Source organism: Dictyobacter aurantiacus (assembly GCF_003967515.1).
GTDB lineage: Bacteria > Chloroflexota > Ktedonobacteria > Ktedonobacterales > Ktedonobacteraceae > Dictyobacter > Dictyobacter aurantiacus.
In genome coordinates this window covers 2,625,832-2,649,794 of sequence record NZ_BIFQ01000002.1, presented here as the reverse complement: position 1 = coordinate 2,649,794, position 23,963 = coordinate 2,625,832, and the positions used below count along the sequence as shown (strand labels likewise).

The following is a 23,963-nucleotide window of genomic DNA, read 5'->3' as shown; positions in this document are numbered from 1 at the left end:
ATCGGTATCAGCAATGGTAGAAAGGCCTTCGATCGTTATGCTTGGGCATACAACTGATCTTTTCGGGATGCTTCTCAAACACTTTCGCAAACACAGACACGTCACGCAGCAACAGCTTGCCGAAGCGTTGGGCGTGCATCGCAACACCATCGGGAGGTGGGAAGAAGGCAGTTATTTGCCGGAAAGCAGGACGCTTGTGCTTGACCTGGCCAGGTGCCTCCAGCTCAATGAACAGGAGACACGCCAGTTGCTGGACGCAAGCCTGCTCGCTCCTCTGCCAATCTGGAGCGTGCCCTATCCCCGCAATCCTTTCTTTACCGGACGGGAGGAACTCCTCTCAACGATCCACACGAACCTTGGCCGTGGCCAAAATAGCGCGTTTACTCGATCCTATGCGTTGTATGGATTAGGCGGCATCGGCAAAACACAACTCGCCCTGGAGTATGCCTATCGGTACGCGGTGGAGTACACTATGATCTGCTGGATCCAGGCTGAGACACTCGAACAGATCCAGTCGAGCCTGTTGCGCGATGCGCAACAGGTAGACTTACCCATGGATGCAGACACCGACCAGCAGCGGAGTGTACGTGCCCTCCAACAGTGGCTGGAAAAACATGATCAGTGGCTGCTCATCTGGGATAATCTGGAAGATCTCGACCTGTTGGCTCGCTTTCTTCCCGCTGTTCGGCAGGGTGCTCTCCTCATCACGACGCGTCGTCAGGTGCTCGGGACCATCTCTCAGGGCATCGAGCTGGCTCCTCTGGAGGAGGCGATGCAGCTTCTGTTGCGTCGCACAAAGATGCTGCACACAGGAGGCCCGAACGAGATGACCTGTTTCCTGGCGACAACGATGCCTGCGGAATACGCTGCCGCAGCAGAGCTGATCGCCCTGTTGGGAAGATTACCGCTCGCACTGGACCAGGCGGGAGCCTACATCGAAGAAACAGGATGTGGGTTGGGGGGCTATCTGCACCGCTATCAGCAGCATCGTCTCCAGTTGCTCGATCTGCGAGGCACATCAGGAGGAAATCATCCGCAATCCGTGGCAACCACCTTCTGGCTGGCAAGCGAACGAATTGGGCAGCAACAAAACGCAGCCGCAGATCTTTTACACATCTGCGCGTTCTTGTCTGCCGATGCCATCCCCGAAGAATTATTCGAACGTGGTTCTGCCTATTTTGGGCCCACACTCTCCTCGCTGGGAGCTGATCCGCTCCGCTTTGATCAAGTGATCACCGTTCTGCGAAACCTCTCGCTTCTTCAGCGCCAGCCTGAAACACGCACGCTTTCTATCCATCGCCTGGTGCAAGTGGTGCTGCTCGAGCACATGCATGAAGCCGAACAAGCGGTGTGGCTCGAGCGCATTCTTGCAGCACTCAATGCCCTGTTCCCAGAGGTTGTCCCCGACACGTGGAAGCAGTGCGAGCGCCTGCTTCCACACGTGCTGGCGTGTGTGTCTGTGTTCCCTGCGCACGCCAGCAATCACGCATTGGCCGAGATGATGCAGAAAGCCGCTGACTATCTGCGAGCGCAGGCTCAGTACGTACAAGCGGAGCCACTGTACCAACGTGCCCTATCCATCTGGCAACACATGGTGACATCGCCACCTCCTCAGGTTGCGGCTTCGCTCAATAAACTGGCAAATCTCTATTATGATCAAGGAAAATATGAACAGGCTGAGTCCTTATACATCCGAGCATTAGACATCAGGGAATATGCCTTGGGGGAGGAGCATCCCGAGGTTGCAACTTCCCTCAACAACCTGGCTATCCTGTTTACAGAACAGGAGAAGTATGAGATGGCTGAACCGTTATTTCAGCAAGCGCTGTCTACCTGGGAGCGAGCATGGGGGCCTGATCATCCACATGTGGCAGCTTCGCTCACCAATCTCGCACTTCTCTGCTATCACCAGGGGAAATATGAGCAGGCCGAGCAATACTCTCAACGAGCCTTGTCTATCCAGGAACGGGTACTGGGACCAGAACACCCTGACGTCAACCACGCACTCAATAGTCTGGCGGATATCTATATGCGACAGGGAAAATATGAACACGCCGAACCGTTGTATCAGCGTGCACTGCAAATCTGGATCCAGGCATTGGGATCAGAACATCCCCTGTTGGCGCAGGCTCTCCACGGATTAGCCAATCTCTCGGTTGAGCAGAGGAACGAAAAACAAGCTAAAGTGCTGTACCAGCAAGCGTTATCGCTCAGAGAACGAGAGTTTGGCAACCAACACATCGAGACGGCTCACATCTTACACGACCTGCAGCGCCTCGCGTAACAATTTTTGTGTGCGACGCACCCGCAGATCGCCGGAGTTGTGAGACACTTTGCGCCTCCTGTCACATAGGTGACATTTCTTTCAACTTGCTCCTGGTTTCTAGCCAGGGAAGAGGGTATGTTTGTAACAAGACAGGTTGTCACGTAACCACGGTTGTGTCACACAATGGATGTGTAGTCAATTTGCCTTTCCATCAGGCAAAGAGCGTGATCTCAATGTTCATTGAGAGGCAAATAGAAAGGAGTCCACGTATGGCTCAGGAACAGGTTTCCGTTTTGATTGTAGGAGCAGGCGGAGCTGGTTTATCGTTGGCGCTTTTGCTGCGCCAGCAGGGGATTGCGTCGTTGTTGATCGAGCGGCGCACGGATGTTTCATGGTATCCGCGCGCGCGTACCCTCAATTTTCGCACCATGGAAGTCTTCCGCAGCCTCGGTCTGGACGAGCAGGTGCGCGCGGCGGGCGCTCCCATTTCACGCATGTTTCGCAAACACACCTTGGCTGCAAGCGACCAGGAAGAGCTACTCAACCCCACTACGCTCGTTGAGCATCTGGAGGAGATCAGCCCATACCCGCTTGGCCGGTATTGCCCGCAGAGCCGCCTGGAACCACTGCTGAGGGGAGAAGCCGAGCGGCAAGGGGTCGATGTGCGCTATGGCACCGAACTGGTCTCCTTTACTCAGGATGAAACGGGCGTCACCGCCCTGCTCAGGGATCGTGCGACCAGCAATATCAGTCGGGTCAAGGCAGCGTATCTGATCGCGGCAGATGGCGCTCATAGCCGGATTCGCGAGGCGCTTGGCATTTCCACATGGGGAGTGGGAGAACTGCCAGAGAGCCAGATCTTTGTCTACTTTCGTGCGAATTGGGGGGAGTTGATCCAGGGCTATGAAGCCGACGCCATCCTGACCAGCAACGAGAGCGGACGCGGCATGTTCCTGATTACCGATCAGGATCGTGGCATGTTTGCCATCACGTATAACCCCATGCGAGGAGAATCCGCACAGGATTATCCCATTGAGCGTTGTCAGAAATTGATTCGCGCCGCGCTGGGAAAACCAGAGATAGACGTTGAGATCGTGGATCTGGCAGATTGGCGGCCCATCCAGCGGGTGGCTGAGCGTTTTCAGGAAGGACGTGTTTTCCTGGTAGGCGATGCGGCACATACCATGCCGCCCTACCTGGGGCTGGGTGTCAATACCGCGATCCAGAGCGCACAGAATATGGCCTGGAAACTGGCGGCCGTCCTCAAGAGGCAGGCGACCTCGCAGTTGCTCACCACCTACCAGACAGAGCGGCATCCCGTTGGAACACTGGTTGCCGAGCAGTCGATGACAGGACCGGCAGCGGTGTTATTTGAAAAGGAGATGCGAGGGAATGCTCAGCTCCATCTGAAAGATCCACTCCCAATCCTATATCCCATTGTTGGCTATCGCTATCGTTCAGCGGCCATTCTCTCGGAAGAGACGGCCACAGCCTCTCCAAACGAATTCGAACTGCTGGAATCTCTGGAGCTCCATGGGTTGCCAGGCTCACGCGTACCCCATGTGTGGATCGAGCGGCAAGGCCAGCGCATGTCTACGCTGGATCTGTTCGATGGGCGCTTTGTGTTGCTGACAGGAGCAGGAGGAACCGCCTGGAACAAGGCGGCGGCGACTATTGCTTCGCGCCTGGGTATTGAACTGGCCGCCTATTGTTTTGGCCCGGAGGCTGACCTGCTGACCCTGGATACTACCTGGGAAGCTCGGTTGGGTATCTCATCTGAGGGAGCGATGCTTCTCCGGCCTGATAGCTTTGTCGCCTGGCGCAGCACATCATTGTCAGCTAACCCGCTAGAGACATTGGAACGGGTAGTTGCTCATATCCTGGGAAAAAACAAGACACCGTCATACCATGCATAACCATACAGATAGAAAGCAGGTAAAAGGCCATGCAAGAAAAGGCTCCAAGTACTCCACAGTAACAGTCAGGCTCTAGAAGCCAGCTCAATAAAAGATCCAATGCGATCTTTCTCAAAATCGCTGGCGGCCCCCTGCGCGCCTACTCACTTCTCAAGCATATCAGGCGCGGCAGTGGCAAAGAGTACGCAACGCTGCTGACCGCGTATCCTCTGGGCGGTGGTTTTGTAATAGCTCTGCCTTATGGGAATGGCATAAAGGTGAACTGGTGCCGCAATGTCATGGCCGCTGGGAAATGCATCATCAAGACGCGCGGGCAGGAATATGTGCTCGGAAGGCCAGAAATCATCTCAGCCGCGCAAGCGCTCCCTGCCTACCCGCCGCTGTTCAGATGGGTGTACCAATCACGGGATATTCAGCAATTCTTGTGGGTACATCGCATGCCCATATAATCAAGGTATCCTCAGAGGCGTTGCTCGGGGGCTGCATCAGCCCGTCTTTCAGCTCAGAGCGGTGCAAAACTCATGCACCGAAAGTGATGGAGTTCCGATATGGAACTCCATCAACTTTGATGCATACAGCCTGTCTGCTTGAAGAGAGCAATACTGATATACTCATCCTGAAAGAAATCATGGTGTTTCCTCTTTTCACATGAATGAGGTATCAGATGGAAGGGTCCCTCTTGCTCCCATGCACCGAGTCAATGAGAGCGATCTGCTCCTTCTGACGTGATCCGCACCCCTTTGGCGGCCGACAATACGCCTTTTCTGGATCGGCGAAGAGGTAGATGTGGTCGCAATCCAGGCATCGATAGCCACCATAGCACCCCTTCGAGGAGTAAAACGGGATGCCCAGCTGCGCGCAAATAGCCGCTCCATATTCTTTGGTGCCCGGCTAGTCTTCCTCGATTTCCTGATGGTGGGCACACACCCGTTCGTGCCCAAAGAGGCGGATTGCCCCCTGCAGGGCAAGGAAACTATCCTTGCCCCCGCTAAAGGACACGCACACGAGGCTGAGTTTTAATGCTTGAAAATCGGGTTTACCGGGACGTGCAAACTCAGGAAACAGAGAAACCATGGGCAACGTAGACCGCTTCATTTAGGCTACCCCCTTCGACGGAAACTCATCCCAGGTGCGCCCGTCCAATTCGCGACCACCCGCCTTCGCCTGACGGCCTCCCCATTGCTTATGGAAGAAGGCGACGCCATCGGCAAGGCAATGATCACGGATAGCTCGCACCCACTCAGAATCGCAGGGACGAGCATTGGGGCCACTTTCCCCACCGGTGATGACCCAGTCAATGCCCTGAAGATTCAGGGAAGGGAGCGGACCCAGCAAGGGTTCAACGTAATGGGCGCACCGCATCCCCGCAGTGCATTGATGCGCGCCGTCATCGCATCATTTTCTACACTCACCCCCATCCAGACATTCTTTGGCCAATCAATACGGGGCGCGAGCTGCCGCAACCTGCCTGATCGTTTCGTCAGAACTTGGAAGGTATGCCAGTGTGCCTGGCGCATAGTGTTGAATACCTGCTGAATGTAGTCCTCCGGCACCTGGCTGTGAAAAAGATCGGACATTGAATTGACAAAAATCTTTTTCGGCTGCTTCTGGTGTAAGGGCCACTCCAGACGATCAGGCAGCAGTTGCACCGTTGCGAAGGCTGTGTTGCAAAAAATGAGAAGAAACAAGATAAGCGTGGTAGGCCTCTCCATGTTCAGCTTAGGCAACAATGCCAAAGAGTCTAGCGACCAGTGTAGCCTGTCTTTGTACATCTCCTTTGTTCACTCCTTGTACCTGCCCCTTTCTCAGCATGTTCATTACCTCAAATCCTTGGATGGTTCGCCAGGCTGTTTCGAAGGAGAAAAAGCCCATCCCTGGCTTGGTCAAGCGTTTGAGGAAGCGATGATCTTGTTCGATGAGATTGTTGAGATATTTGACCTGCCTCAATTCCACATGCTGAGCCAGCATTCCAGTGGCTTTGAGCTCAGCAATGGCTTTGGGATAGGCCGCGTTCTTGTCGACATTGATCACGCGAGGAATTGGCGTGATGATTGTGGTATCAGTCGGAGTCGTAGGTGGAGCCATCTGCTCTGAAATCGGACATGCTTGAGAAGCTGATCGAGCAGTCGATGCGAGTGCTTTGACGAAAAAGCACTTGGCGGACTCGGCATCCCGCGTTGGACGCAAGAGAAACTCGAGGATATTGCCGTTTGAATCCACGGCACGGTAGAGATACATCCAAACGTTCCTAACCTTGATATACGTCTCATCGACTTTCCAGGAGTTGGTACAGGCTTTGAGATGCGGTCGGGTGCGTTTCTCCAGTTCGGGTGCGTAGCGTTGGACTCAGCGATAAATCGTGGTGTGATCGACGTGCAGACCCCGTTCCATCATCATCTCTTCAAGGTCACGATAGCTGAGCGAATAGCGCAGATACCACCTGACGCACAAAAGAATGATGTCGGCCTGGAAATGACGCCATTTGAACACGTTTTGCATGGTAAGAACCATCTTCTTTTCAGTTTTTGGCTCTATCCTATCAGATGAGGTTCTTTTTTTGCAACAGAACCTTCTTTGGTACATTGAAGGATGAATGCGTACAAGAAACTTTCAATTCATTCCATGAAGAAGCAAGATCATCAATTTTCGCCTATATAGAAGCGTATTACGTGCGATCCGTTCAGCCGAAATTCATTTGACCATGAAGGGATGGCTGGCAAGGATATTTATCCTTGATAACTCATGATTTGATGGGAGACGCAATTTCTCTCCCACGAGGTGAACGTGGAATGGCCCTGCCCGACGGTAGCGACTGGTCCTCAATCCGTCAAGCGGGCAGAAATGGAAAGCCTCATGAGTCTCAACATGACCACTTTCCAAGCCAGGCTCCCACGGCGAAGGCAACTGAAGGTGCATCTGAACCATCGTAACTTCTAACAAGCCAAAGAGGCTGATAGGCTTGACCAAAACGGTAATGAGATTAATATGAGGCGAGAACTGTAATATTCTCTCCTTTCACTCATCCAACATCTCCGGTGGATAGCACCCGCCTACAGGAGCGTAAAACACATCATGGGAACGGAGTAACTCGACATCCGGCTCTCATCGCTGGTCGATGCGGTGAGCAGGAAACCATCTGCACGCGGATGTCGAGCAGGATTCCCCAAGAAGCAAATGCTTTTGGGAAAGCCAGAGGATAGGCTGACGTGGGGACGATGACCGGGAAGAAAGAGGCATGAGTCGGATGTCAGAGACGAAGGCACCCAGAACCGGGCGTGAGCCTGATCCTGAGAGTGAGAGTTGGCGCAAGTTGCCCTGGCGCAAGTTTGAGCAGCATGTGTACAGACTCCAAAAGCGCATCTTTCGAGCCGGTCAACATGGCAATACCCAAGCCGTCCACAAACTTCAGAAGTTGCTGACGAAATCCAGGGCAGCGCGTCTCCTCGCGGTGCGGAGGGTCACGCAAGATAACCAGGGCAAGAATACTGCCGGAGTAGATGGGGTAAAAGCCGTCGCGCCCCAACAGCGACTGATCCTGGCTGAGCAAATCCACCCGAAACAATGGGAAGGCAATCAACCCAGACCCGTTCGACGGGTCTGGATACCCAAGGCGGGCAAAGCGGAAAAGCGACCGCTAGGCATTCCGGTCATGCTGGATCGGGCGCATCAGTGCCTCATCAAACTGGCTCTGGAACCCGAATGGGAAGCCCGCTTTGAACCGAACAGCTATGGATTTCGCCCAGGCCGTTGTGCCCAGGATGCCAAAGAAGCCATTTTCAATGCAATCCGCTATCAGTCCAAATACGTGCTGGACGCAGATATCGCCGGATGCTTCGATAACATCTCCCATACGGCCTTACTCGATAAACTGCATTCCTATCCTGCTATCCAACGAACGGTCAAAGCATGGCTGAAAGCCGGCATCCTAGAAGATGGCGGCTTTCATGAGACGATCAAAGGAACTCCGCAAGGAGGAGTCGTGTCTCCTTTACTCATGAATATTGCCTTGCATGACATCGAAAGAGCGATCCGAGAAGCTTTCTCCTACAAGGAGAGCGTTCCTCAACTGGTTCGTTACGCCGATGATCTGGTTGTTCTTCATCCCACTGAGGCAGGTGTGCAGAAAGCAAAGCATCTTCTGGAAACATGGTTGAGCACAATGGGATTAGAGCTTAAGCCCAGTAAAACCCGGATAACCCACACGCTTCAGGACTACCAGGGGCAGGTGGGCTTCGATTTTCTCGGCTGGACCGTCCGACAATTCGCTGTGGGCAAAACCCATACGGGAAAGAACCCGCGGGGAAGACCGCTCGGTTTCAAAACAATCATCACTCCCAGTAAAGAGGCGGTCAAACGTCACACTGCTGATATGAAGGTGGTGATTGACAGAAATCAACATGCCCCACAAGAGAAGCTCATTGAGGAACTCAATCGCGTGAATCGGGGATGGGCGAACTACCATCGCAGAACAGCGGCCTCAAAGACGTTTCATGCCTGTGACCAGCTGCTCTACCTCCAATTAAAACGGTGGGCGAAGCGCCGCCATCCCAACAAGGGAGGGCATTGGATCGCGAACAAATACTGGCATGTGGACGAAGGACAGGGCTGGCAGTTTCAAAGCCAGCAAGCAAAGCTGTGGAAGCACGGCCAAGCACATGTCCAAAGACACATCAAAGTCAAGGGAGCGGCCAGCCCTTACGATGGCGATCTCCTCTACTGGAGCCAACGACTGAAACAACATCCTCTGTGCAATGGCGTCAAGGGAATCCTCTTGCGCAAGCAGCAAGGGAAATGTCGTTGGTGTGAGTTACTCTTTCAAGACACCGATGTCATTGAAATCGACCACATTACGCCAAAGAGCGAAGGAGGCGGCGAAGAACTCAGCAACAAATGCTTGCTCCACCGACATTGCCATGATGAACGACACGCTCGACGTGTCAATGGTATCTGTGCCAAGGACCCGATCATTGAGGAGCCGGATGAAGGGAAACTTTCCAGTCCGGTGTGCGCCGTGAGGCGCTTTGAGATATTCCTGTTACAGACAGGAGGAACTAGGGAAATGTTCTTGAGCCACCAGCTAACCCGGCGGCGAAAGCCAAACGGAACAAGAGCATGCTGAAAAAAAAATGACCCATGCTTGAAAGCGTTGTAAAGCATGAGCGTCATATGGCTCGCCCACCACGGGTAAAGCTAGACTGCTTAAACTCCAATCTCGACTTGGTGTAAGTGGCCCGCCCATCGGAAGAACGCTTGAAAACGATGTCATCTTCTGCTTTGGCTTGAACCGGAGGCCGAGGCAATCCCTGAAGGTGAAAGAAGACGAACGAAGTCAGATCAAGAGATGAGTGGAGACCCTAACGTGCGGCTAGAACGTATCTCAAAGACGTACCACGGGATTACCTACGAAGGGCGACCTTTAGGGTAACAGAGTGCCCATATGAGTCGTGGGGATCACGTCCCACCAGGGAGCGCTGGAAAGCAGCGTACAGGGCAAAGGGGCACAGGAACCTAGATACTCAGCAAAGCGAGGTATGCGAAAATGCAGGACGCCACAACAGTCCTGAGTATCATCCGAAACCGCGGTGAGCGAGGATTACCAGTAACCAGGCTCTACCGACAGCTCTACAATCCACAGTTGTACCTCCGGGCGTATGCGCGTCTCTACTCCAATGACGGAGCCATGACGCCAGACACCACGGGAGAAACCGTGGATGGTATGTCCAGGGAGAAAATCGCAGCCATGATTGGCCTCATCCGTCAAGAACGGTGGCGATGGACACCTGTGAAACGGATCTCCATTCCCAAAAAGAATGGAAAATTACGCCCGCTCGGACTTCCGTCTTGGTCGTCAAAAGTGATGCAAGAGGTGGTGCGTCAATTGCTCGATGCCTACTTTGAACCGCGCTTTAGCGAGCATTCTCACGGGTTTCGCCCAGGGCGCGGGTGCCATACGGCACTCAGCGAAATTGTGCAAACCTGGAAAGGCGTGCATTGGTATATTGAGGGCGATATCTCCGACTGTTTCGGCAGCCTGGACCATGAAGTACTCATGACTATCCTGGGAGAAAAAGTCCACGATAACCGATTTTTGCGATTGATCCGACACATGCTCCAGGCAGGGTATCTTGAAGAATGGCGCTGGCATGAAACGCTGAGCGGGGCACCGCAAGGCGGTGTGTGCAGCCCAATACTCAGTAATATCTACCTGGATAAGCTGGACAAATTTGTCGAGACGGTGTTGCTTCCCAAATACAATCAAGGGAAGCGACGAGCCAAAAATCCTGCGTACCAGAACATTGAAAATGCCATTGCCCGTGCCAAGCGTCGAGGAGATCGACAAGCTATCCGCATGTTGCGGAAGCAGCGGCGAAAGCTGCCGAGTCAACATCCTCAAGACCCCAACTACCGCAGACTCCGTTATGTGAGGTATGCCGACGATTGGGTGCTTGGTTTCAGTGGCCCAAAGGAAGAAGCCGAGGAAATCAAACGCGAACTGAGGACATTCCTGCACGATACGCTCAAGTTGGAACTGTCCGAGGAGAAAACGTTGCTGACGCATGCGCGAACAGGAGCAGCGAAATTTCTTGGGTATCAGATCGTGAGTCAACATGTCGATGACAAGCTCGACCATCGAGGGCAACGACAAGTCAACGAGATGGTAGCCTTACGAGTTCCCAAAGAAGTCATTGAACAAAAATGTGCATTGTATATGCAACGAGGAAAACCAGCTCAACGAGGCGTGCTGATCCGCGACAGTGATTACAGCATTGTCAGCAAATATCAGTCGGAATATCGAGGGATTGTCCAGTACTATCTCTTGGCTCACAATGTTGGCTGGTTCAACAAATTGCACTGGATTGCAGAAACATCGTTGCTCAAAACGCTGGCAGGCAAGCATCGATCGAGCGTAACGAAGATGGCAAAGAAATACAAAGCCACCATCGAAACGCCTCATGGACCAAGAAAATGCCTGCAAGTAGTGGTGCAACGAGACAACAAGAAGCCACTTGTTACGCATTTTGGGGGAATTCCTCTCAAACGGAAACAAGATGCTATCCTTGTTGATCGCTTCCCTCAATTCGTCATGACTAACCGGAGCGAATTACTTCAGCGGATGTTAGCCGACACCTGCGAACTCTGCGGATCCAGCGAGAAAGTAGAGGTCCATCATATCCGCAAACTAGCCGACTTGGAAAAGCCCGGACGAAGAGAGAAACCTGGATGGGTCAAACAAATGGCGACACGCCGACGCAAAACCCTGGTGGTATGCCGGAAATGTCACGAGGAGATCCATGCAGGAACATCCACCGCAGCATTTCGGAAACAGGGACCGGAGAGCCGGATGACACGGAAACGGTCCAGTCCGGTTCGGGAAGAGGGTAACGGACAAGGCCCGTGAGGGACCTCCCCGGTATCCTACTTCATTTTGAAGCCGAGCGGAGGGGGCGACTCCTTCGCTTAGGTTAACAATCGAATTCGTCGACATTCTACACTGGGATATATGAGTCCGCTCCAGTATGAAAACATGGGAGAAATACGTACGTTATCAAACGTTTACCGTAATATATTTTTCATGGTAGAATAAATACGTATTACGTAATCTACGTACGTAAAAACGTTTTCATTCTTCTCAGCCCCAATTATTGGAGGCTCCACGAAAACGGGGCAACCTCAAGGAGCAGCACCTGATATGTGGTTTTAATGTACCAGGATCGATGATGGCAAGATTGACATCGCAACGACAAAAGAGGATGCATGAAATCAACGATTATGAAGGATGAGACGAACAGAGTAAGCAGGGTGGCCCTCTGGCGCAACCATGCCTTTATGTTGCTCTGGAGCGGTCAGGCGGTTTCGTCTCTTGGCACAACCATTACTCAGACCGCCTATCCGCTTCTAGTCTGGGACCTCTCGCATTCGGCGGCGTTGGTTGGCTTGGTAGGCGGCCTGGGCACGTTGCCCTATATCTTGCTCAGTCTGATCGTTGGTGCGCTGGTGGATCGCTGGGATCGCAAACACTTGATGGTTCTCTGCGATACCGGCCGCACACTCAATCTGGCGAGTGTGCTTGTCATGATGGCGTTGGGACGGCTGACCGTTGTGCAGATCTGCGCCAATACTCTGATTGAAGGGACGTTCTACGTTTTCTTTAACCTGGCGGAAGCCTCTTGCCTGCCACGCGTCGTGAGTAAAGAGCAGATTCCGTTGGCCACGTCTCAGAACGAGACGACGACTGGCGCAACCGTGCTCGTCGGCCCGGCACTCGGCGGCGCGCTCTACACGTTGAGTGGCTTTGTACCTTTTCTGGCTGACGCGGTCTCCTACGTGGTCTCTGTGATTACCCTGAGCTTTATTAAAGTGTCTTTTCAGGAGAAACGGGAGGCTCAGAAGCAGCGCAAGCTGCTGGTCGAGATTCGCGAGGGGCTCGTCTGGCTCTGGCACCAGCCGCTCATTCGCTACATCGCCTTTCTCACCGGCGGCTGTAACTTTGTCGGCGCAGGTTTACTCCCTATTCTCCTGGTTCTGGTGAAGCAGCAACATGGCTCTTCGCTGCTCTATGGAACGATCCTGACAATTGGTGGAGTCGGTGCAATTGTTGGTTCGTTGTTGGGCGCGCCGATCCAGAAGCGCTACCGATTTGGTCCGGTCATTATTTGCCTCATCTGGTTTGAGGCGGTGTGCTTTCCGCTCTATGCAATCGCTCCTAACCCGTTCCTGCTGGGAGTCATCTCTGCGTGCCTCTTTGTGTCAGGACCTATCTATAACGTGGTCCAGTTCAGCTATCGGATCACGCTGATTCCAGATGAACTGCAGGGACGCGTCAATAGTGTGTTTCGCCTGCTGGCCTTTGGCTTCCAACCGTTCGGCTTTGCTTTGACTGGCCTAGTGATCCAATGGTTTGGGGTCATTTCAGCGATTCTCTTCCTGTCAGCCTGTGCCTTGTTCCTGGCGATTCTGACATCTGTGAATAAGCATGTCATCCACGCCGGAGCTTGACAGGTACTCGCTCATCGACGGGAGATCAACTGCCTCATCAAGTACTGGCTATAAGGGTTGCAACCAAAACCCTGGGTTAAAAAATAAAAAAGAGAGAACCCTTTGTGGTAGGATAAAAAAAACCTCAACCAACCACAGAAGGGAAACTCTCATGCATATTCAAGTATCGCTCATTGTCGACATCGATGCAACTACTGATCTAGCCAACATGGAAGCGCAGATCCAAGCTGCCGGCCATCACGCGATGCGCCAGGGCTTGCAACAAGGAATACGCCAGTGGGAACTGAACCATCGCAGCTGTCCTCATTGCAGTAGCGGGCAGGGACGCATCGAGGGAACCGTGGCTCAGACCATACAATCGCTCTTCGGGACCGTGCGGATCGCGCGGGTGCGCATCCGTTGCCAGCAGTGCTTTCATCGTTTCTGCCCCGCACAGCCTCTCTTGCAGCCATTGCAACGGGGACGGGTGAGCACAGCACTAGCGGATGCCGCTTGCCTGGCCGGATCATCCTGGCCCTATCGGCATGCGGCTCAGGTGCTGGCTCGTCTCTCAGGGGCTCAAATCAGTGCGGAAGAGATTCGGTTGTTGACCAATGCACGTGGGCACATGGTCGCCAAAGAGCAAGCACAAGATCAGCCAGTGCCTGTTCCCACCACTGGGCAGCAGGACGAAGGAGAACCGCATTCAGCCGACCGAATCATCATTGGTCTCGATGGAGGCTGGGTGCCCAATCGAGAGCGTCGCGGCGGCATGGAGGGCAAAATCGCGGTGGTCGCCAGTCACAAAGTCATCGTGAACGAGCCTGAGGCCCCATCTGGCAACATGAGTTGGATCGAGTTGGAGCGCTACGTGCAGCATCATCGTACGCCTGTGGTCTCCCGATCACGTTGGCAGAAGCGTCGCTACGCCGCCACCTTCGCCTTCACCGAAGCCTCGGTGATCGGCCAACAAGCCGCCCAGACCGTACAGGTGCTGGGCATTGAGCAACAGGAACAGGTCGTGATAGCCGATGGGGCACAGTGGATCAAAACACAAACGCAGCGGCACTTTCCCGAGGCGACATGCATTCTAGATTGGCCGCATCTGTGGCGCACGATGATCAAAGCGGTACGAGCCGTGGGACTCCAGCGTGAGGAGGACGCGAAGTGGGTTACCGCCCAGTCCAAGCAACTGCGCACCTGGCTCTGGAAAGGGCAGATCGAGAAGGCACAAGAACGCTTACAGCGCTGGCAGCAAGAAGGCCGAGGGCATCCGAAGGTGAAAGCCCTCCAAGCAGCTTTGACCTATCTGAAGAACTAGCGCGACTGGATCGGCAATTACGAGGAGTGGAGAAGGCAAGAATATCCCGTGGGCAGCGGCATCATTGAACGAGCGGTTGCGGTGGTGATCAATCGGCGCATGAAGCGGCGTGGCATGAGTTGGTTGCGCCGCAATGCCACCTCCGTCGTCGCCTTACGGGTTGCATGGCTCAACGAAGACTGGATGCGTCCGGCCAATGCCCGCATCTATCCATGAACCCCAAGTTGATTGACCCAGGGTTTTGGGCAGAACCAAAGCAATGGTGGCGTCCACATTATCCCGTGCTGGTTACCGACTAAGAGTCCCTGGCTGAACAGGATTGAACCAAAATGGGTCCACGGCAAGCGTGTGATCGTCGAACCAGCTCAGCTTTGAACAGCAAGTGAACTCAGGCAGCGCGTGTGTCGTTACTTTGGCTGCGAACAAGCTGAACTTCTTACGCAAAAGGCCTTGTGAACTCGCCCTCTCATGCCTCTTACCAACTGTTGTAGTTTAAGAAGAACATCCCACATCGCCGGAGTTCGCTGTGCCACCAATACTAGTTTGACAAGGGACGAGCTTCTGCTGCATAGAGCTTGAAATAGTCGTGTGCTCTCTGCCATTCTCGCTGGCTCAAAAAAAAGATCTATCAGTGCATAGTAAGCCCAGCTCCGTTCCTCTCGGGTTGCTTCTTTTATATGCAGAACAGAAGTGTAGGTTGCAGAGAGATCATCGAAACGGCGTGTTGAAGCATATTCGCCTACCAACTCGAAGAGATCCGCAATGGGGGAAGCATCTTGCGTTGCCTTCTTAAAACTCTGGTTAGAGCCGCGCCGCCCCTGGAAATTGGCACGTGAAACCGTCACACTCGACCACCTTTCAGGAGGGCGCCTTATCCTCGGGGTGGGCCTGGGGAGTGACTACTTTGGAGAATATCATGACTTTGGCGAGACAACTGATGCCAGAATTCATGGAGGAATGCTCGATGAGGGGCTTGCGATCCTGACACACCTGTGGAGTGGGGAAGAGTTTAGCTACGAGGGAGAGCATTATCATCTCTCGAAGGTGCAATTTCTGCCTAAACCCCTGCAGCAACCGCGCATTCCCATCTGGGTCGCGGGCAACTAGCCCCACAAAAAGCCTTTTCGTCATGCGGCTCAGTTCGATGGGATCTTTCCCCAGAAGAGCGGGAATGATCTCACTACAGAGGACTTTCGTGAACTCCTTGGCTATATCTCTGCCCAGCGAACGCAAGCAACCCCGTTCGATGCAATTGCCTATGGGCTGACTGGCGAGACCGACGAGGCACAGGCAGCAGCGCATGTGGCTTCATTTGCCCAGTCAGGTGCAACCTGGTGGTTGGAGCACTTTGCGCCTCATCATACGGTTGAGCAGGTCCGCCAGCGTATTCACCAGGGACCACCACGCTTCTGAGTGAGTTGCCACTCCAGAACCGCAAGAGGGTTTTTGTCCTCCTGGACACGAGAACTACCTCCTCCTGATAAGCACCAGGCGTCCCCTTGCACTGCATGAGCAAGTAACGCTACTATATGCTATATCGATACATGCCACCCTGGTATCTAGCCTCAAGCAGGCACGTCATCATGACGAGACGAAAGGAATAACACGCTATGTCGACAGATATTGCTTCAACAACGAACACTGATTTCTACCTGATGGATGAGCTACTCACCAAGGAGGAACGCGCAATTCGTCAAAAAGTACGCCACTTTTGCGATACCGAGATCATTCCAATTATCAATGATTACTGGGAACGGGCAGAGTTCCCTTTTGAGCTGATCCCGAAACTGGCACAGCTGAACCTGGCGGGGGGCAGTATCAAGGGCTATGGTTGTCCAGGGATGAGCGCGGTGGCGGCGGGTCTGATCGGACTCGAACTGGCGCGTGGCGATGCCAGTATTTGCACCTTCTACGGCGTACATTCGGGGTTGGCGATGTCATCGATCGCGATGCTGGGTTCTGAGGAACAAAAGCAGCGCTGGCTGCCGGCGATGGCGCGCATGGAAAAGATCGGAGCCTTTGGTCTGACGGAGCCGAACCATGGTTCAGATGCGGTGGCACTGGAGACACGCGCACATCGTGATGGCGATAGCTATGTGCTCAACGGTTCCAAGCGCTGGATCGGCAACGCATCCTTCGCGGACGTCATTATCATCTGGGCACGCGATGACGATGGCAAGGTGGGCGGATTCCTGGTCGAGAAGGGGACGCCCGGCTTCGAGCCGACAGTAATGAAGGGCAAGGTGGCGAAGCGCGCCGTATGGCAGGCAGACATCACACTTACAGATGTACGCATCCCCGCAGAGAATCGCCTGGCCCATTCGCACAGCTTCAAGGATACCTCAAGCGTACTGACCGCCACGCGGTCCGGCGTGGCCTGGGAAGCGGTGGGACACGCTGTAGCAGCCTACGAGATTGCGCTGAAGTACGCGCAAGAGCGTGTGCAGTTTGGCAAAGCGCTGGTTAACTTCCAGATCATCCAGGATAAATTAGCCAAGATGTTGGCTAATGTGACCAGCATGCAGTTGCTCTCGCTGCGCTTGGGACAACTGCAGGAAGAGGGTAAGATGACAGCGGCGATGGCTTCGCTGGCCAAAATGAACAATGCGCGCCTGGCTCGCGAGGTTGTGGCCGATGCGCGCGAGATGTTGGGCGGTAACGGCATCCTGCTGGAATACCATATTGCGCGCCACCACGCCGATATCGAAGCCGTCTTCACCTACGAGGGCACAGATACGATTCAATCGCTGATTGTGGGTCGCGATATCACCGGTGTGCAGGCATTCTCATCACGCTAGGGCTACATACAATTGGAGTTCACGATCTCTGCTTGCAATGACAGGGGCGGCCAGCCCCTGTAGGGGATCCAGGGGTCGCAACACATCATGGTGCTCAATCTCTGCCCAGACAAGTTCTCCACGATGTGCTCCACGACGCAGGCGGCACGGGAAAAGCAACTGCTGCTGACGAAAGTGACGGACTGTGGTAAACGCTGATCCAGTGTGCGCAAAACTGCGAAAGACCTCGTGAACGCTCGCTTGCACTTGCAAATCGGGATCAAGCACCACGGTATCCGTTTCGGTGTAGACAAACCCAATGGGTAAGGTCAATTTGAGGGCTCCCCGCCTCGCTTTGTTCAGAATCCCGCCTTGCAGGCGGGCGCGCAGCACAAAGAGTTCTGCTTCACGGCAACATCCCAAAACTTGAGACGTTCTGGACGCCCTGGCATGGCATTTTGTATTCGGGTCTGGTCTTTTTGATCGGTATCCGGTTGACGGTCCTGGTCATCAATCGACAACGCAGCGGGAGCTGGAGAGAGGCGATCCCCCAAGGCTACAAGCTTGTCTACCTGGCACTTGGATTGATGGTCCTGGATGGACTGGGTGATATGACGTGGCACCTCCTGTTTGGCGTGGAGCAAGTTCTTGACGCGTTCTTCAGTCCCACACATCTCAGCGGGCTGATCTGCATTAGCCTCTTCATCACCGGCCCTCTCTATTCAATGTATGTATGCAGGGTGACTCCCACGTCGTGGAGCGACTATTTTCTGTTGGCAACGGCATTCCTGCTGCTATATGTACTGATCGCGAATACCCTGCAGCCCTTTGGTATCTTTACTCGTACCTGGCCTACGATCACCCCCTTGACCTTTGGCACCGGGCAGATCGCTGCCACCAGCGGCATCGCTATCCAGGCTATCCTGTTTATCGTCTTTGTGCTACACGTGTCGCGCTTCTGGACCCTGAAGCCGGGCATGTTCACGTACATTCTAGGTGGGGTTGCAACCTGCCTGTCGGTAATGGGCCAGTTGTGGTTTATCGTCCCGGTCTTTTTGCTGGGCGGGGCACTCATCGACCTGGCTTACTGGTATCTGAAACCGTCTCCCACGCGTGTACTTGAGATGCGCATCTTTGCCGCTATTGCCACCTCCGCTCCTTACGCCGTCTATATGATCTAGATTGCATCCACTATGCATGTGGTCTGGACCATTCACATGCAGGTGGGTGTTGTCTACGTGCTGCTCATGATCGGCTGGAGCGTGTCCTATCTGTCCTATCCACCACAACGGCCTGAGGAGAAATAGGCGTAAGCCTTACTAGGCGCCACTGGGTATGAGTAGTCGCCACAAGTCGTTACTACGCATGAGTAGTCGTGGCGAGACATCGGGAGGTCATTGAATAGAGGAGCAGGTGGGAGGTCAGCTGGGCGTAGCAAGCACCATCTTCACCTGCTCCCTCTCTATACCTGGTAGGTCACCAAAAGCGGAAACTCCAACTCCTTGCAAAAAAAAGAGAGTCCGGCGCACTGGCTGACGATAGAAAGCTGTACGAGGTGATGGAGGAAGCCCTAGAGAAATACATTGCACGAAAACAGACGAAGAAGTAAACGCCCTATCGCACTTGTGCGGCAATGATCTGGACACCGTAGCCGATTTGGGCAAAGATGGCAAACAGTGATGCTCCATCCACCAAAATCTATGGTATTGTATGTTCGTAAACCCGTTCGCATTGCAAGTGAATCTATTCGCATTGTGAATGAACTTGTTCGCATTGCGAATAAGATTATCTTTCACGTCAAGTAACCCACGCCTAAAGGTGGAAGCTTACCAGCCAGGACTTGACCAGACCCAGCTAGGGTCTTCTAAGGAGGGAATGTAGAACCATAGGTGACAATTCACAAGAGTACGAGAAGCTCACGCCAGAGAAAAAGACGCTGTTCAGTATTGGATCAGTCGGGCAATTGCACCTGCCAACCAGAAGAATGAGTATAGTAGCTATGGACTCAAGCACGACTACGAACGAGAGTCCATGCAGTACTTGACCAATGGGCAATTCAAAGGGGCAATGCTTGCTGCTGGGCACGCCACGCCGCGCAGATCAGACGCGCAAGGGAGCCAGCCCGCGTCAACACCCCCGCGCCTGAAGATGAGATGCATACACGCCAGGGAGAGCTGATCTACCCAACGGTGCCCTACACCTATGAAAATCTGGTCTCCGCATTTAAAGCCCTTTCAAGTGTGGATGCCTTGCAGGAACTTCACCGGTAGATTGAGCATGGCGCGCTCTCCTACAACAATAGGGCTGGCCACCTGCCCCCTCATGCTTTTTGACGGCATGGTACGCAGGTGACCAGCTCTCTCCTACTGTACTCGGTGCCGAAATATGGATCGCTATCGCCCTCAGTGCATCACCGCATTGGCACTGATCGACCAGGAGAAGGCCTGATTTTCATCAGGAGAACCACCCGGAAAAGCACTGGCGAGAGAGTTGACGACAGCAAGGAGGCGAAGTATAATGCCCTGCGGTGGAACGGAAAACAGACCGTTCTCTGGGTGAAGCATCTTCTAGGTGAGAAGGGGTGTCACACGTGCCAGAAATGCGAGCAACCGTGGAGCAGATCCAACAGAATGCCTTGGTGCATAGCTCTTTCTCTTTCCATCCTATCAACATATGCATGTCATCGCGGTGCATCAACGCATTGTTGGAAGACTACCACACCGCTTCGGTGTATGACGCACGTAAAATGCACTGAAAATTGCTTCAAAGGGTATGGAACCTGAAAAGAAAAAGAAAGGTGAAACACATGGAATCGATTGAAGGACATGAAGAAATAGTGGAACCCATACAACTAGCTGAAGCACGTGAAGGCGAAGCGTTGACCATTTTGCAGATTATGCCAGCGCTGCCAGGCTGGGGAGCCGTCTGGGGCAATACCCAGGAACCAGCTGAGAGCGAACCAGGCTTCTTTACCGAACAGGTCGTCTGCTGGGCCCTGGTGGAAGCCAGCGATGGACGCCGCTTTGTGACGGCAATGGCTCCAGACCTGGAAACCAGTGAACTCAAACTCATGCTCGATATGGGCAACTTCCTCGGATATGCGAGCCCAACCTATTCGCTTGACTGGATGCAACGTGCCTCCGACAAGCGTACAGAGCAACAAACAAAGAAAAACACACCTCTCTCATAAGAGCATAGTCGACAAGGGTGGCATTTCTCGAGGAGAAATGCCGCCCTTGTCGACTATCGCCCCGGCAACATACAAACGCTCAATCTCTACTTACAGGCACTGAATGCTATTGGAGTAGCACAATTTGATTCGTTCAGAACCAATGGGCATCCCGAATTCTTTGGGAAAGATGGTCAGAAAGTCATCTCTCTCCCAGCACACGAAACACTCACTGTTGCCAACGCGGACCACCGAGAAAATTTTATGGCACATCTTGACCGACATCTCCAGGGGAAAACAAGCTACCTGGAAATGTCAAAAGGTCTCGCCGAGAGCGGCGGAGCAAAATGAACGTTTGATACCATCCACATGACGGTGACATACTACGACCAGCCTGGTGGTAGTATGTGCGACGCGTGGACAGATTTTTAGGTGAAGAGTGAATAATCGGCGCGAAGCGTGAACAGCACAACCATTGACAACGAGAGAAACCGCTTGAGATGCGGATCGTTCTGGATCGTTTCTGTAAATTCGTGTGCGAATGTTACTGCTTTTGCCTGTTATGTGTGGGCTATAGTAGCAGGGAACCCAGCGAGACTTGTCATTTTTCAGCTAAAAAATACTGTTTCTTCAATAATCTGCCACGCTGCCAAGCGCTTCGAGCCGACTGCCTCTCTCGCATAATTTGGCGGAACAATATTTTCTTGTGCCGAGACATTCGTAGATCATCTCTTTTGTAAACTTTTTTGACGCAACGCCATTTTATACGAGAAAAACGCCATGTTACGGTTTTTATAGATCCTTTCCGATGCAAAAAGGAGGATGGCGGCAGCTTTTGCACCATGCCTTCAGGGGTAACCGGGACTGGAAGCACCCGGCGGTCTGGTCACCACATGGCGGCGATGCTGGCAGCGATGCTCCTACCCTGTGCTCGCCCGGAAGTTGCGGCCACACTCCGGCGTGTCGGGTCATATGGATTGGTGCCGATCGCTGCAATGCTTTGCGGATCTGGTTTGACAAGAAAAACGTTCGCATTGGCGCTCATCACCGCCACATCTTCTGCGACTCCTGGGATTGAACCGTAGCTGGTCGGCATCGGAGCAAGAATCACGACCCGCTCGTAGCCCTGGGCCAGGCGTGCATTGGTCGTCGACACCATGCCCCCATCAATCCATATTCTGCCATTGATGGACACTGGCGGCCAGACACCTGGGACAGCTCCACTCGCCATCACTGCACCGGTGAGAGCAATACCTGATGTTCGATCGAAGACATGCAATTGTCCAGTCTCAGCGTCAATAGCGGTCACCTGCAACCTCAGAGGCCACTCGGTCGTGACGAGCCGAGCCTCGACCACGCGCCGACGTTGCGCGACCGGCACCGGCTCAGGATGTTCTCTAGCAATGGCACCCATTGCCGCACCGACGCGCTGCGGGTCACTTCCTCCGGTGGCGAACGCGTGATACCACGCTGTGGTGGTCTGCTCGGACGCTGCAACCGGGATCTCAGCATCACTCGGTTTTGACTGGGCAGCGAAGAGCCGGTTCATATCGTAACCGCTAGCCAGGGCCACTCCAACAAAGGCCCCTGCAGAAGTGCCGATGATGGTGTCTGCCTCATGAAGGGCAATTCTGGCTTCGAGCAAGCTCGTTAGGATACCAATTTCCCAGGCAATGCCGGTTACCCCACCTCCGCCCAGGACAATGGCTCGGGTCGATGCTTTTTGCTTCTGAATGGTCATATCAATCTCCTTTTTTCTGGCACAAACAATAGGTGTTCATGAGCAGCCTCCTCATACACACAGGCAAAAAGGAAGCTATCCGATGTCAGGAAGACACCCAACCAGATGCTACTCACGCACATCCTGTTCCTTTTGATTCTGTGCTGCTCTGTGCTACTCACTATGCAGAGTGTAAACCATGAAGTATACTTGAAGGTCAAGACCTTTGGAAGGAGATGCCTATGAAAATCCATGAGTTGGCACACAAGACTGGTTTGACAACTCCCACCATTCGCTTTTATGAGAAGGAAGGGCTGCTCGATACACCCTATGTTCGACGTGAAGCCAATAACTATCGCGACTATTGTCAGGAGGCCGTTGAGCTTCTTCTCCTGCTCAAAAAGTTTCAGGCAGCAGGATTTACGTTAGCAGAATTCAAAGCGCTGATCCAAGCAAATAAGGCACAGGAGCTTTCCCTCCCAAAGATTGTTGAGCTTCTTCATCAAAAGATGAAAGAGATCGACAGGAAACAAGCCGAATTGGAACAGGTTCAAACGTATCTTGCACAGATGTTGGCACACAAAATGGCGTTGATGGGCGCTGAAGGAAAAGGGGAGGAGTGAGAGGACGACCTGAGAAATCGCATCTCTTTTTAACCCTGGTCATGTTGTGAGAGAAAAAGGCTACGCCGCTCTAAAAGCGGTTTTCGATAGGTATGCGCCATATTATGGTTTCAATGATTTTTCTGAAAAATTGTCTTGGTAAGCTTCTCAAGCCAATTATTGGCAATTTGGTGCCAGGTTATCTGATTGAAACGCGCCACGAATGAGTTTAAATGACAAGACTCGCCTGTTTCAGCCCAAAAACAGGCCGGAACAGGGCAACAGAAGCTCACAACCCAAGCAAATTTTGCTCATGAATTTACACTATTGAAAGTGGTAAATCTGCTTGTAGCAGCCATGTTGCTCATCAGCAATAGATGAGCTGATCACGCTTCGCGCTGATTGTTCACTCTTCGCCCTAAAATCTGTCCACGCGTCGCACTTACTACCACCTGGCAATGAAATGCTTGCTGAGAAAGTAATGTAATGTTCATCCCCACATGAACTCGATCTTCAGCAGTTCGACGCCGATCTCCACCGCATCTTCGCCCTCCTGCTCACTTCGTGCCCGAACGCCACCATCCACACCTCCCAGCTGGCCGCCCTCCTGAGCACACTATTGGAGCCATAACGGCCTCCAACAACGAAAAACAGCGCGCAGGCCCGGCACGTTCACCGGACCTGCTCACCTTGCCTCCATCCGTCCCTTTGGTCATCCACTCACGTGATTCGGCCCATCATCCGAGATCTTCAATAACCTCATCAAATGCCGTTTGAAACATCTGGATGGCCAGCTCACGATCTCCTATCTTGTTTCGGCGCACCAATTCCGCTGCTTTTTCAAACGCTTCTTCTTGACGAGGTGACACCAATGTCGCTTTTGTTTGGAGGACTGGTTCCTTATATCTTCGGGAAATCATGCCAGAACTCCCCTGCTTGCCTTTACAATGAAGCACATAGGACTCTTGAGGAATAGGGCATATCACCCGTAGCGACGCAATGATGTACTCTCGCATCCACACGTCTTCTGCTACCTTCGCTGAACGGGCAAGCGTTTGCAACGAGCCAAAAACATCTTCCGGAATATCCGCTATCCACAGATCAGGCATCCTTCATCCTTTCCTTCTTCAGAGAACAACACCGCTCATCACCAGAGTGCATCGGTGACACACTATACGGTGGTATCACTTGTCTAAGGTTCATAACAACCTGGCTG

18 protein-coding genes and 2 pseudogenes are annotated in these 23,963 nt (G+C 53.2%); 14 read left to right on the top strand and 6 right to left on the bottom strand.

All coding sequences use genetic code 11. From position 1 onward, the window contains the following. The first annotated feature begins 37 nt into the window (after window positions 1-37). Entirely contained in the window at window positions 38-2,284 is a 2,247-nt protein-coding gene (gene fxsT, locus KTT_RS35515; RefSeq protein ID WP_160146387.1) for an FxSxx-COOH system tetratricopeptide repeat protein, read from the top strand. A gap of 251 nt (window positions 2,285-2,535) precedes the next feature. Next, entirely contained in the window at window positions 2,536-4,182 is a 1,647-nt protein-coding gene (locus KTT_RS35510; RefSeq protein ID WP_160146386.1) for an FAD-dependent monooxygenase, read from the top strand. Between the two features lie 1,095 nt (window positions 4,183-5,277). Here the strand turns inward: KTT_RS35510 and KTT_RS36885 are convergent. The 3 genes and pseudogenes from KTT_RS36885 to KTT_RS35500 all read right to left on the bottom strand — a co-directional run bounded on the left by KTT_RS36885 (window position 5,278) and on the right by KTT_RS35500 (window position 6,693). Further along, window positions 5,278-5,544: a DUF5131 family protein gene (locus tag KTT_RS36885; protein WP_218031087.1), complete on the bottom strand. Its 267-nt coding sequence runs from the start codon at window positions 5,542-5,544 to the stop codon at window positions 5,278-5,280. Then, window positions 5,493-5,894 carry a DUF5131 family protein gene (locus tag KTT_RS37890; protein WP_371864949.1) on the bottom strand — a complete coding sequence of 134 codons (402 nt, stop codon included), beginning with the start codon at window positions 5,892-5,894 and terminating at the stop codon, window positions 5,493-5,495. Before KTT_RS37890 ends, KTT_RS36885 begins: the two co-directional genes overlap by 52 nt. Before the next feature lie 7 nt (window positions 5,895-5,901). After that, window positions 5,902-6,693, bottom strand: a pseudogene (locus KTT_RS35500) (IS6 family transposase). A gap of 56 nt (window positions 6,694-6,749) precedes the next feature. On the opposite strand from KTT_RS35500, the pseudogene KTT_RS37885 reads away from it, so the two are divergent. The 8 genes and pseudogenes from KTT_RS37885 to KTT_RS35460 form a co-directional block, all read left to right on the top strand. Then, window positions 6,750-6,857: pseudogene (locus KTT_RS37885) on the top strand (IS3 family transposase); the annotation flags it as partial. Window positions 6,858-7,426: 569 nt separating this feature from the next. Next, window positions 7,427-9,301, top strand: coding sequence for a group II intron reverse transcriptase/maturase (ltrA, locus tag KTT_RS35490; protein ID WP_126603008.1), 1,875 nt, complete (start codon window positions 7,427-7,429; stop codon window positions 9,299-9,301). Between the two features lie 420 nt (window positions 9,302-9,721). Beyond that, the gene (locus KTT_RS35485) at window positions 9,722-11,581 is read left to right on the top strand and encodes a reverse transcriptase/maturase family protein (protein WP_126594738.1); all 1,860 of its coding nucleotides are present in this window, start codon (window positions 9,722-9,724) and stop codon (window positions 11,579-11,581) included. Between the two features lie 356 nt (window positions 11,582-11,937). Beyond that, window positions 11,938-13,179 (top strand): MFS transporter, encoded by a 1,242-nt coding sequence (locus KTT_RS35480; protein ID WP_126603006.1) that lies wholly within the window; start codon window positions 11,938-11,940, stop codon window positions 13,177-13,179. 151 nt (window positions 13,180-13,330) lie between these two features. Continuing rightward, window positions 13,331-14,479 carry a transposase gene (locus KTT_RS35475; protein ID WP_160146384.1) on the top strand — a complete coding sequence of 383 codons (1,149 nt, stop codon included), beginning with the start codon at window positions 13,331-13,333 and terminating at the stop codon, window positions 14,477-14,479. Between the two features lie 48 nt (window positions 14,480-14,527). Further along, window positions 14,528-14,695, top strand: coding sequence for a hypothetical protein (locus tag KTT_RS36380; protein WP_160146383.1), 168 nt, complete (start codon window positions 14,528-14,530; stop codon window positions 14,693-14,695). A gap of 546 nt (window positions 14,696-15,241) precedes the next feature. Continuing rightward, the gene (locus tag KTT_RS35465) at window positions 15,242-15,586 is read left to right on the top strand and encodes an LLM class flavin-dependent oxidoreductase (protein WP_126603001.1); all 345 of its coding nucleotides are present in this window, start codon (window positions 15,242-15,244) and stop codon (window positions 15,584-15,586) included. 503 nt (window positions 15,587-16,089) lie between these two features. Next, the gene (locus tag KTT_RS35460; RefSeq protein ID WP_126602999.1) at window positions 16,090-17,277 is read left to right on the top strand and encodes an acyl-CoA dehydrogenase family protein; all 1,188 of its coding nucleotides are present in this window, start codon (window positions 16,090-16,092) and stop codon (window positions 17,275-17,277) included. On the opposite strand, the gene KTT_RS35455 is transcribed toward KTT_RS35460, so the two are convergent. After that, a complete protein-coding gene (locus tag KTT_RS35455; RefSeq protein ID WP_126602997.1) occupies window positions 17,269-17,589 on the bottom strand; it encodes a hypothetical protein in 321 nt (106 codons plus the stop codon). The genes KTT_RS35460 and KTT_RS35455 overlap by 9 nt on opposite strands. A gap of 125 nt (window positions 17,590-17,714) precedes the next feature. Between KTT_RS35455 and KTT_RS35450 the strand changes: the two genes are divergently transcribed. The 3 genes from KTT_RS35450 (at window position 17,715) to KTT_RS37880 (ending at window position 20,776) form a co-directional block, all read left to right on the top strand. Continuing rightward, complete coding sequence (locus tag KTT_RS35450; protein WP_126602995.1) at window positions 17,715-18,437, top strand: hypothetical protein; 723 nt, start codon at window positions 17,715-17,717, stop codon at window positions 18,435-18,437. A gap of 1,625 nt (window positions 18,438-20,062) precedes the next feature. Continuing rightward, window positions 20,063-20,446 carry a hypothetical protein gene (locus KTT_RS35445; protein ID WP_126602993.1) on the top strand — a complete coding sequence of 128 codons (384 nt, stop codon included), beginning with the start codon at window positions 20,063-20,065 and terminating at the stop codon, window positions 20,444-20,446. 69 nt (window positions 20,447-20,515) lie between these two features. Further along, window positions 20,516-20,776, top strand: a complete 261-nt coding sequence (locus KTT_RS37880) for a DUF1398 family protein (protein ID WP_126603377.1) — start codon at window positions 20,516-20,518, stop codon at window positions 20,774-20,776. 535 nt (window positions 20,777-21,311) lie between these two features. Here the strand turns inward: KTT_RS37880 and KTT_RS35435 are convergent. After that, window positions 21,312-22,166 (bottom strand): patatin-like phospholipase family protein, encoded by an 855-nt coding sequence (locus KTT_RS35435; RefSeq protein WP_126602991.1) that lies wholly within the window; start codon window positions 22,164-22,166, stop codon window positions 21,312-21,314. A 221-nt stretch (window positions 22,167-22,387) separates the two neighbouring features. On the opposite strand from KTT_RS35435, the gene KTT_RS35430 reads away from it, so the two are divergent. Continuing rightward, window positions 22,388-22,768, top strand: coding sequence for a MerR family transcriptional regulator (locus KTT_RS35430; RefSeq protein WP_126602989.1), 381 nt, complete (start codon window positions 22,388-22,390; stop codon window positions 22,766-22,768). Window positions 22,769-23,484: 716 nt separating this feature from the next. Here KTT_RS35430 and KTT_RS35425 read toward each other — a convergent pair. Beyond that, window positions 23,485-23,856, bottom strand: a complete 372-nt coding sequence (locus tag KTT_RS35425; protein ID WP_126602987.1) for a hypothetical protein — start codon at window positions 23,854-23,856, stop codon at window positions 23,485-23,487. Window positions 23,857-23,963 lie beyond the last annotated feature (107 nt).

Coding starts and splice junctions, on each gene's coding strand:
- fxsT (WP_160146387.1), top strand. CDS start 38: ATGCTTGGGCATACAACTGATCTTTTCGGGATGCTTCTCAAACACTTT.
- KTT_RS35510 (WP_160146386.1), top strand. CDS start 2,536: ATGGCTCAGGAACAGGTTTCCGTTTTGATTGTAGGAGCAGGCGGAGCT.
- KTT_RS36885 (WP_218031087.1), bottom strand. CDS start 5,544: ATGCGGTGCGCCCATTACGTTGAACCCTTGCTGGGTCCGCTCCCTTCC.
- KTT_RS37890 (WP_371864949.1), bottom strand. CDS start 5,894: ATGGAGAGGCCTACCACGCTTATCTTGTTTCTTCTCATTTTTTGCAAC.
- ltrA (WP_126603008.1), top strand. CDS start 7,427: ATGTCAGAGACGAAGGCACCCAGAACCGGGCGTGAGCCTGATCCTGAG.
- KTT_RS35485 (WP_126594738.1), top strand. CDS start 9,722: ATGCAGGACGCCACAACAGTCCTGAGTATCATCCGAAACCGCGGTGAG.
- KTT_RS35480 (WP_126603006.1), top strand. CDS start 11,938: ATGAAATCAACGATTATGAAGGATGAGACGAACAGAGTAAGCAGGGTG.
- KTT_RS35475 (WP_160146384.1), top strand. CDS start 13,331: ATGCATATTCAAGTATCGCTCATTGTCGACATCGATGCAACTACTGAT.
- KTT_RS35465 (WP_126603001.1), top strand. CDS start 15,242: ATGGGGGAAGCATCTTGCGTTGCCTTCTTAAAACTCTGGTTAGAGCCG.
- KTT_RS35460 (WP_126602999.1), top strand. CDS start 16,090: ATGTCGACAGATATTGCTTCAACAACGAACACTGATTTCTACCTGATG.
- KTT_RS35445 (WP_126602993.1), top strand. CDS start 20,063: ATGGAATCGATTGAAGGACATGAAGAAATAGTGGAACCCATACAACTA.
- KTT_RS35435 (WP_126602991.1), bottom strand. CDS start 22,166: ATGACCATTCAGAAGCAAAAAGCATCGACCCGAGCCATTGTCCTGGGC.
- KTT_RS35430 (WP_126602989.1), top strand. CDS start 22,388: ATGAAAATCCATGAGTTGGCACACAAGACTGGTTTGACAACTCCCACC.
- KTT_RS35425 (WP_126602987.1), bottom strand. CDS start 23,856: ATGCCTGATCTGTGGATAGCGGATATTCCGGAAGATGTTTTTGGCTCG.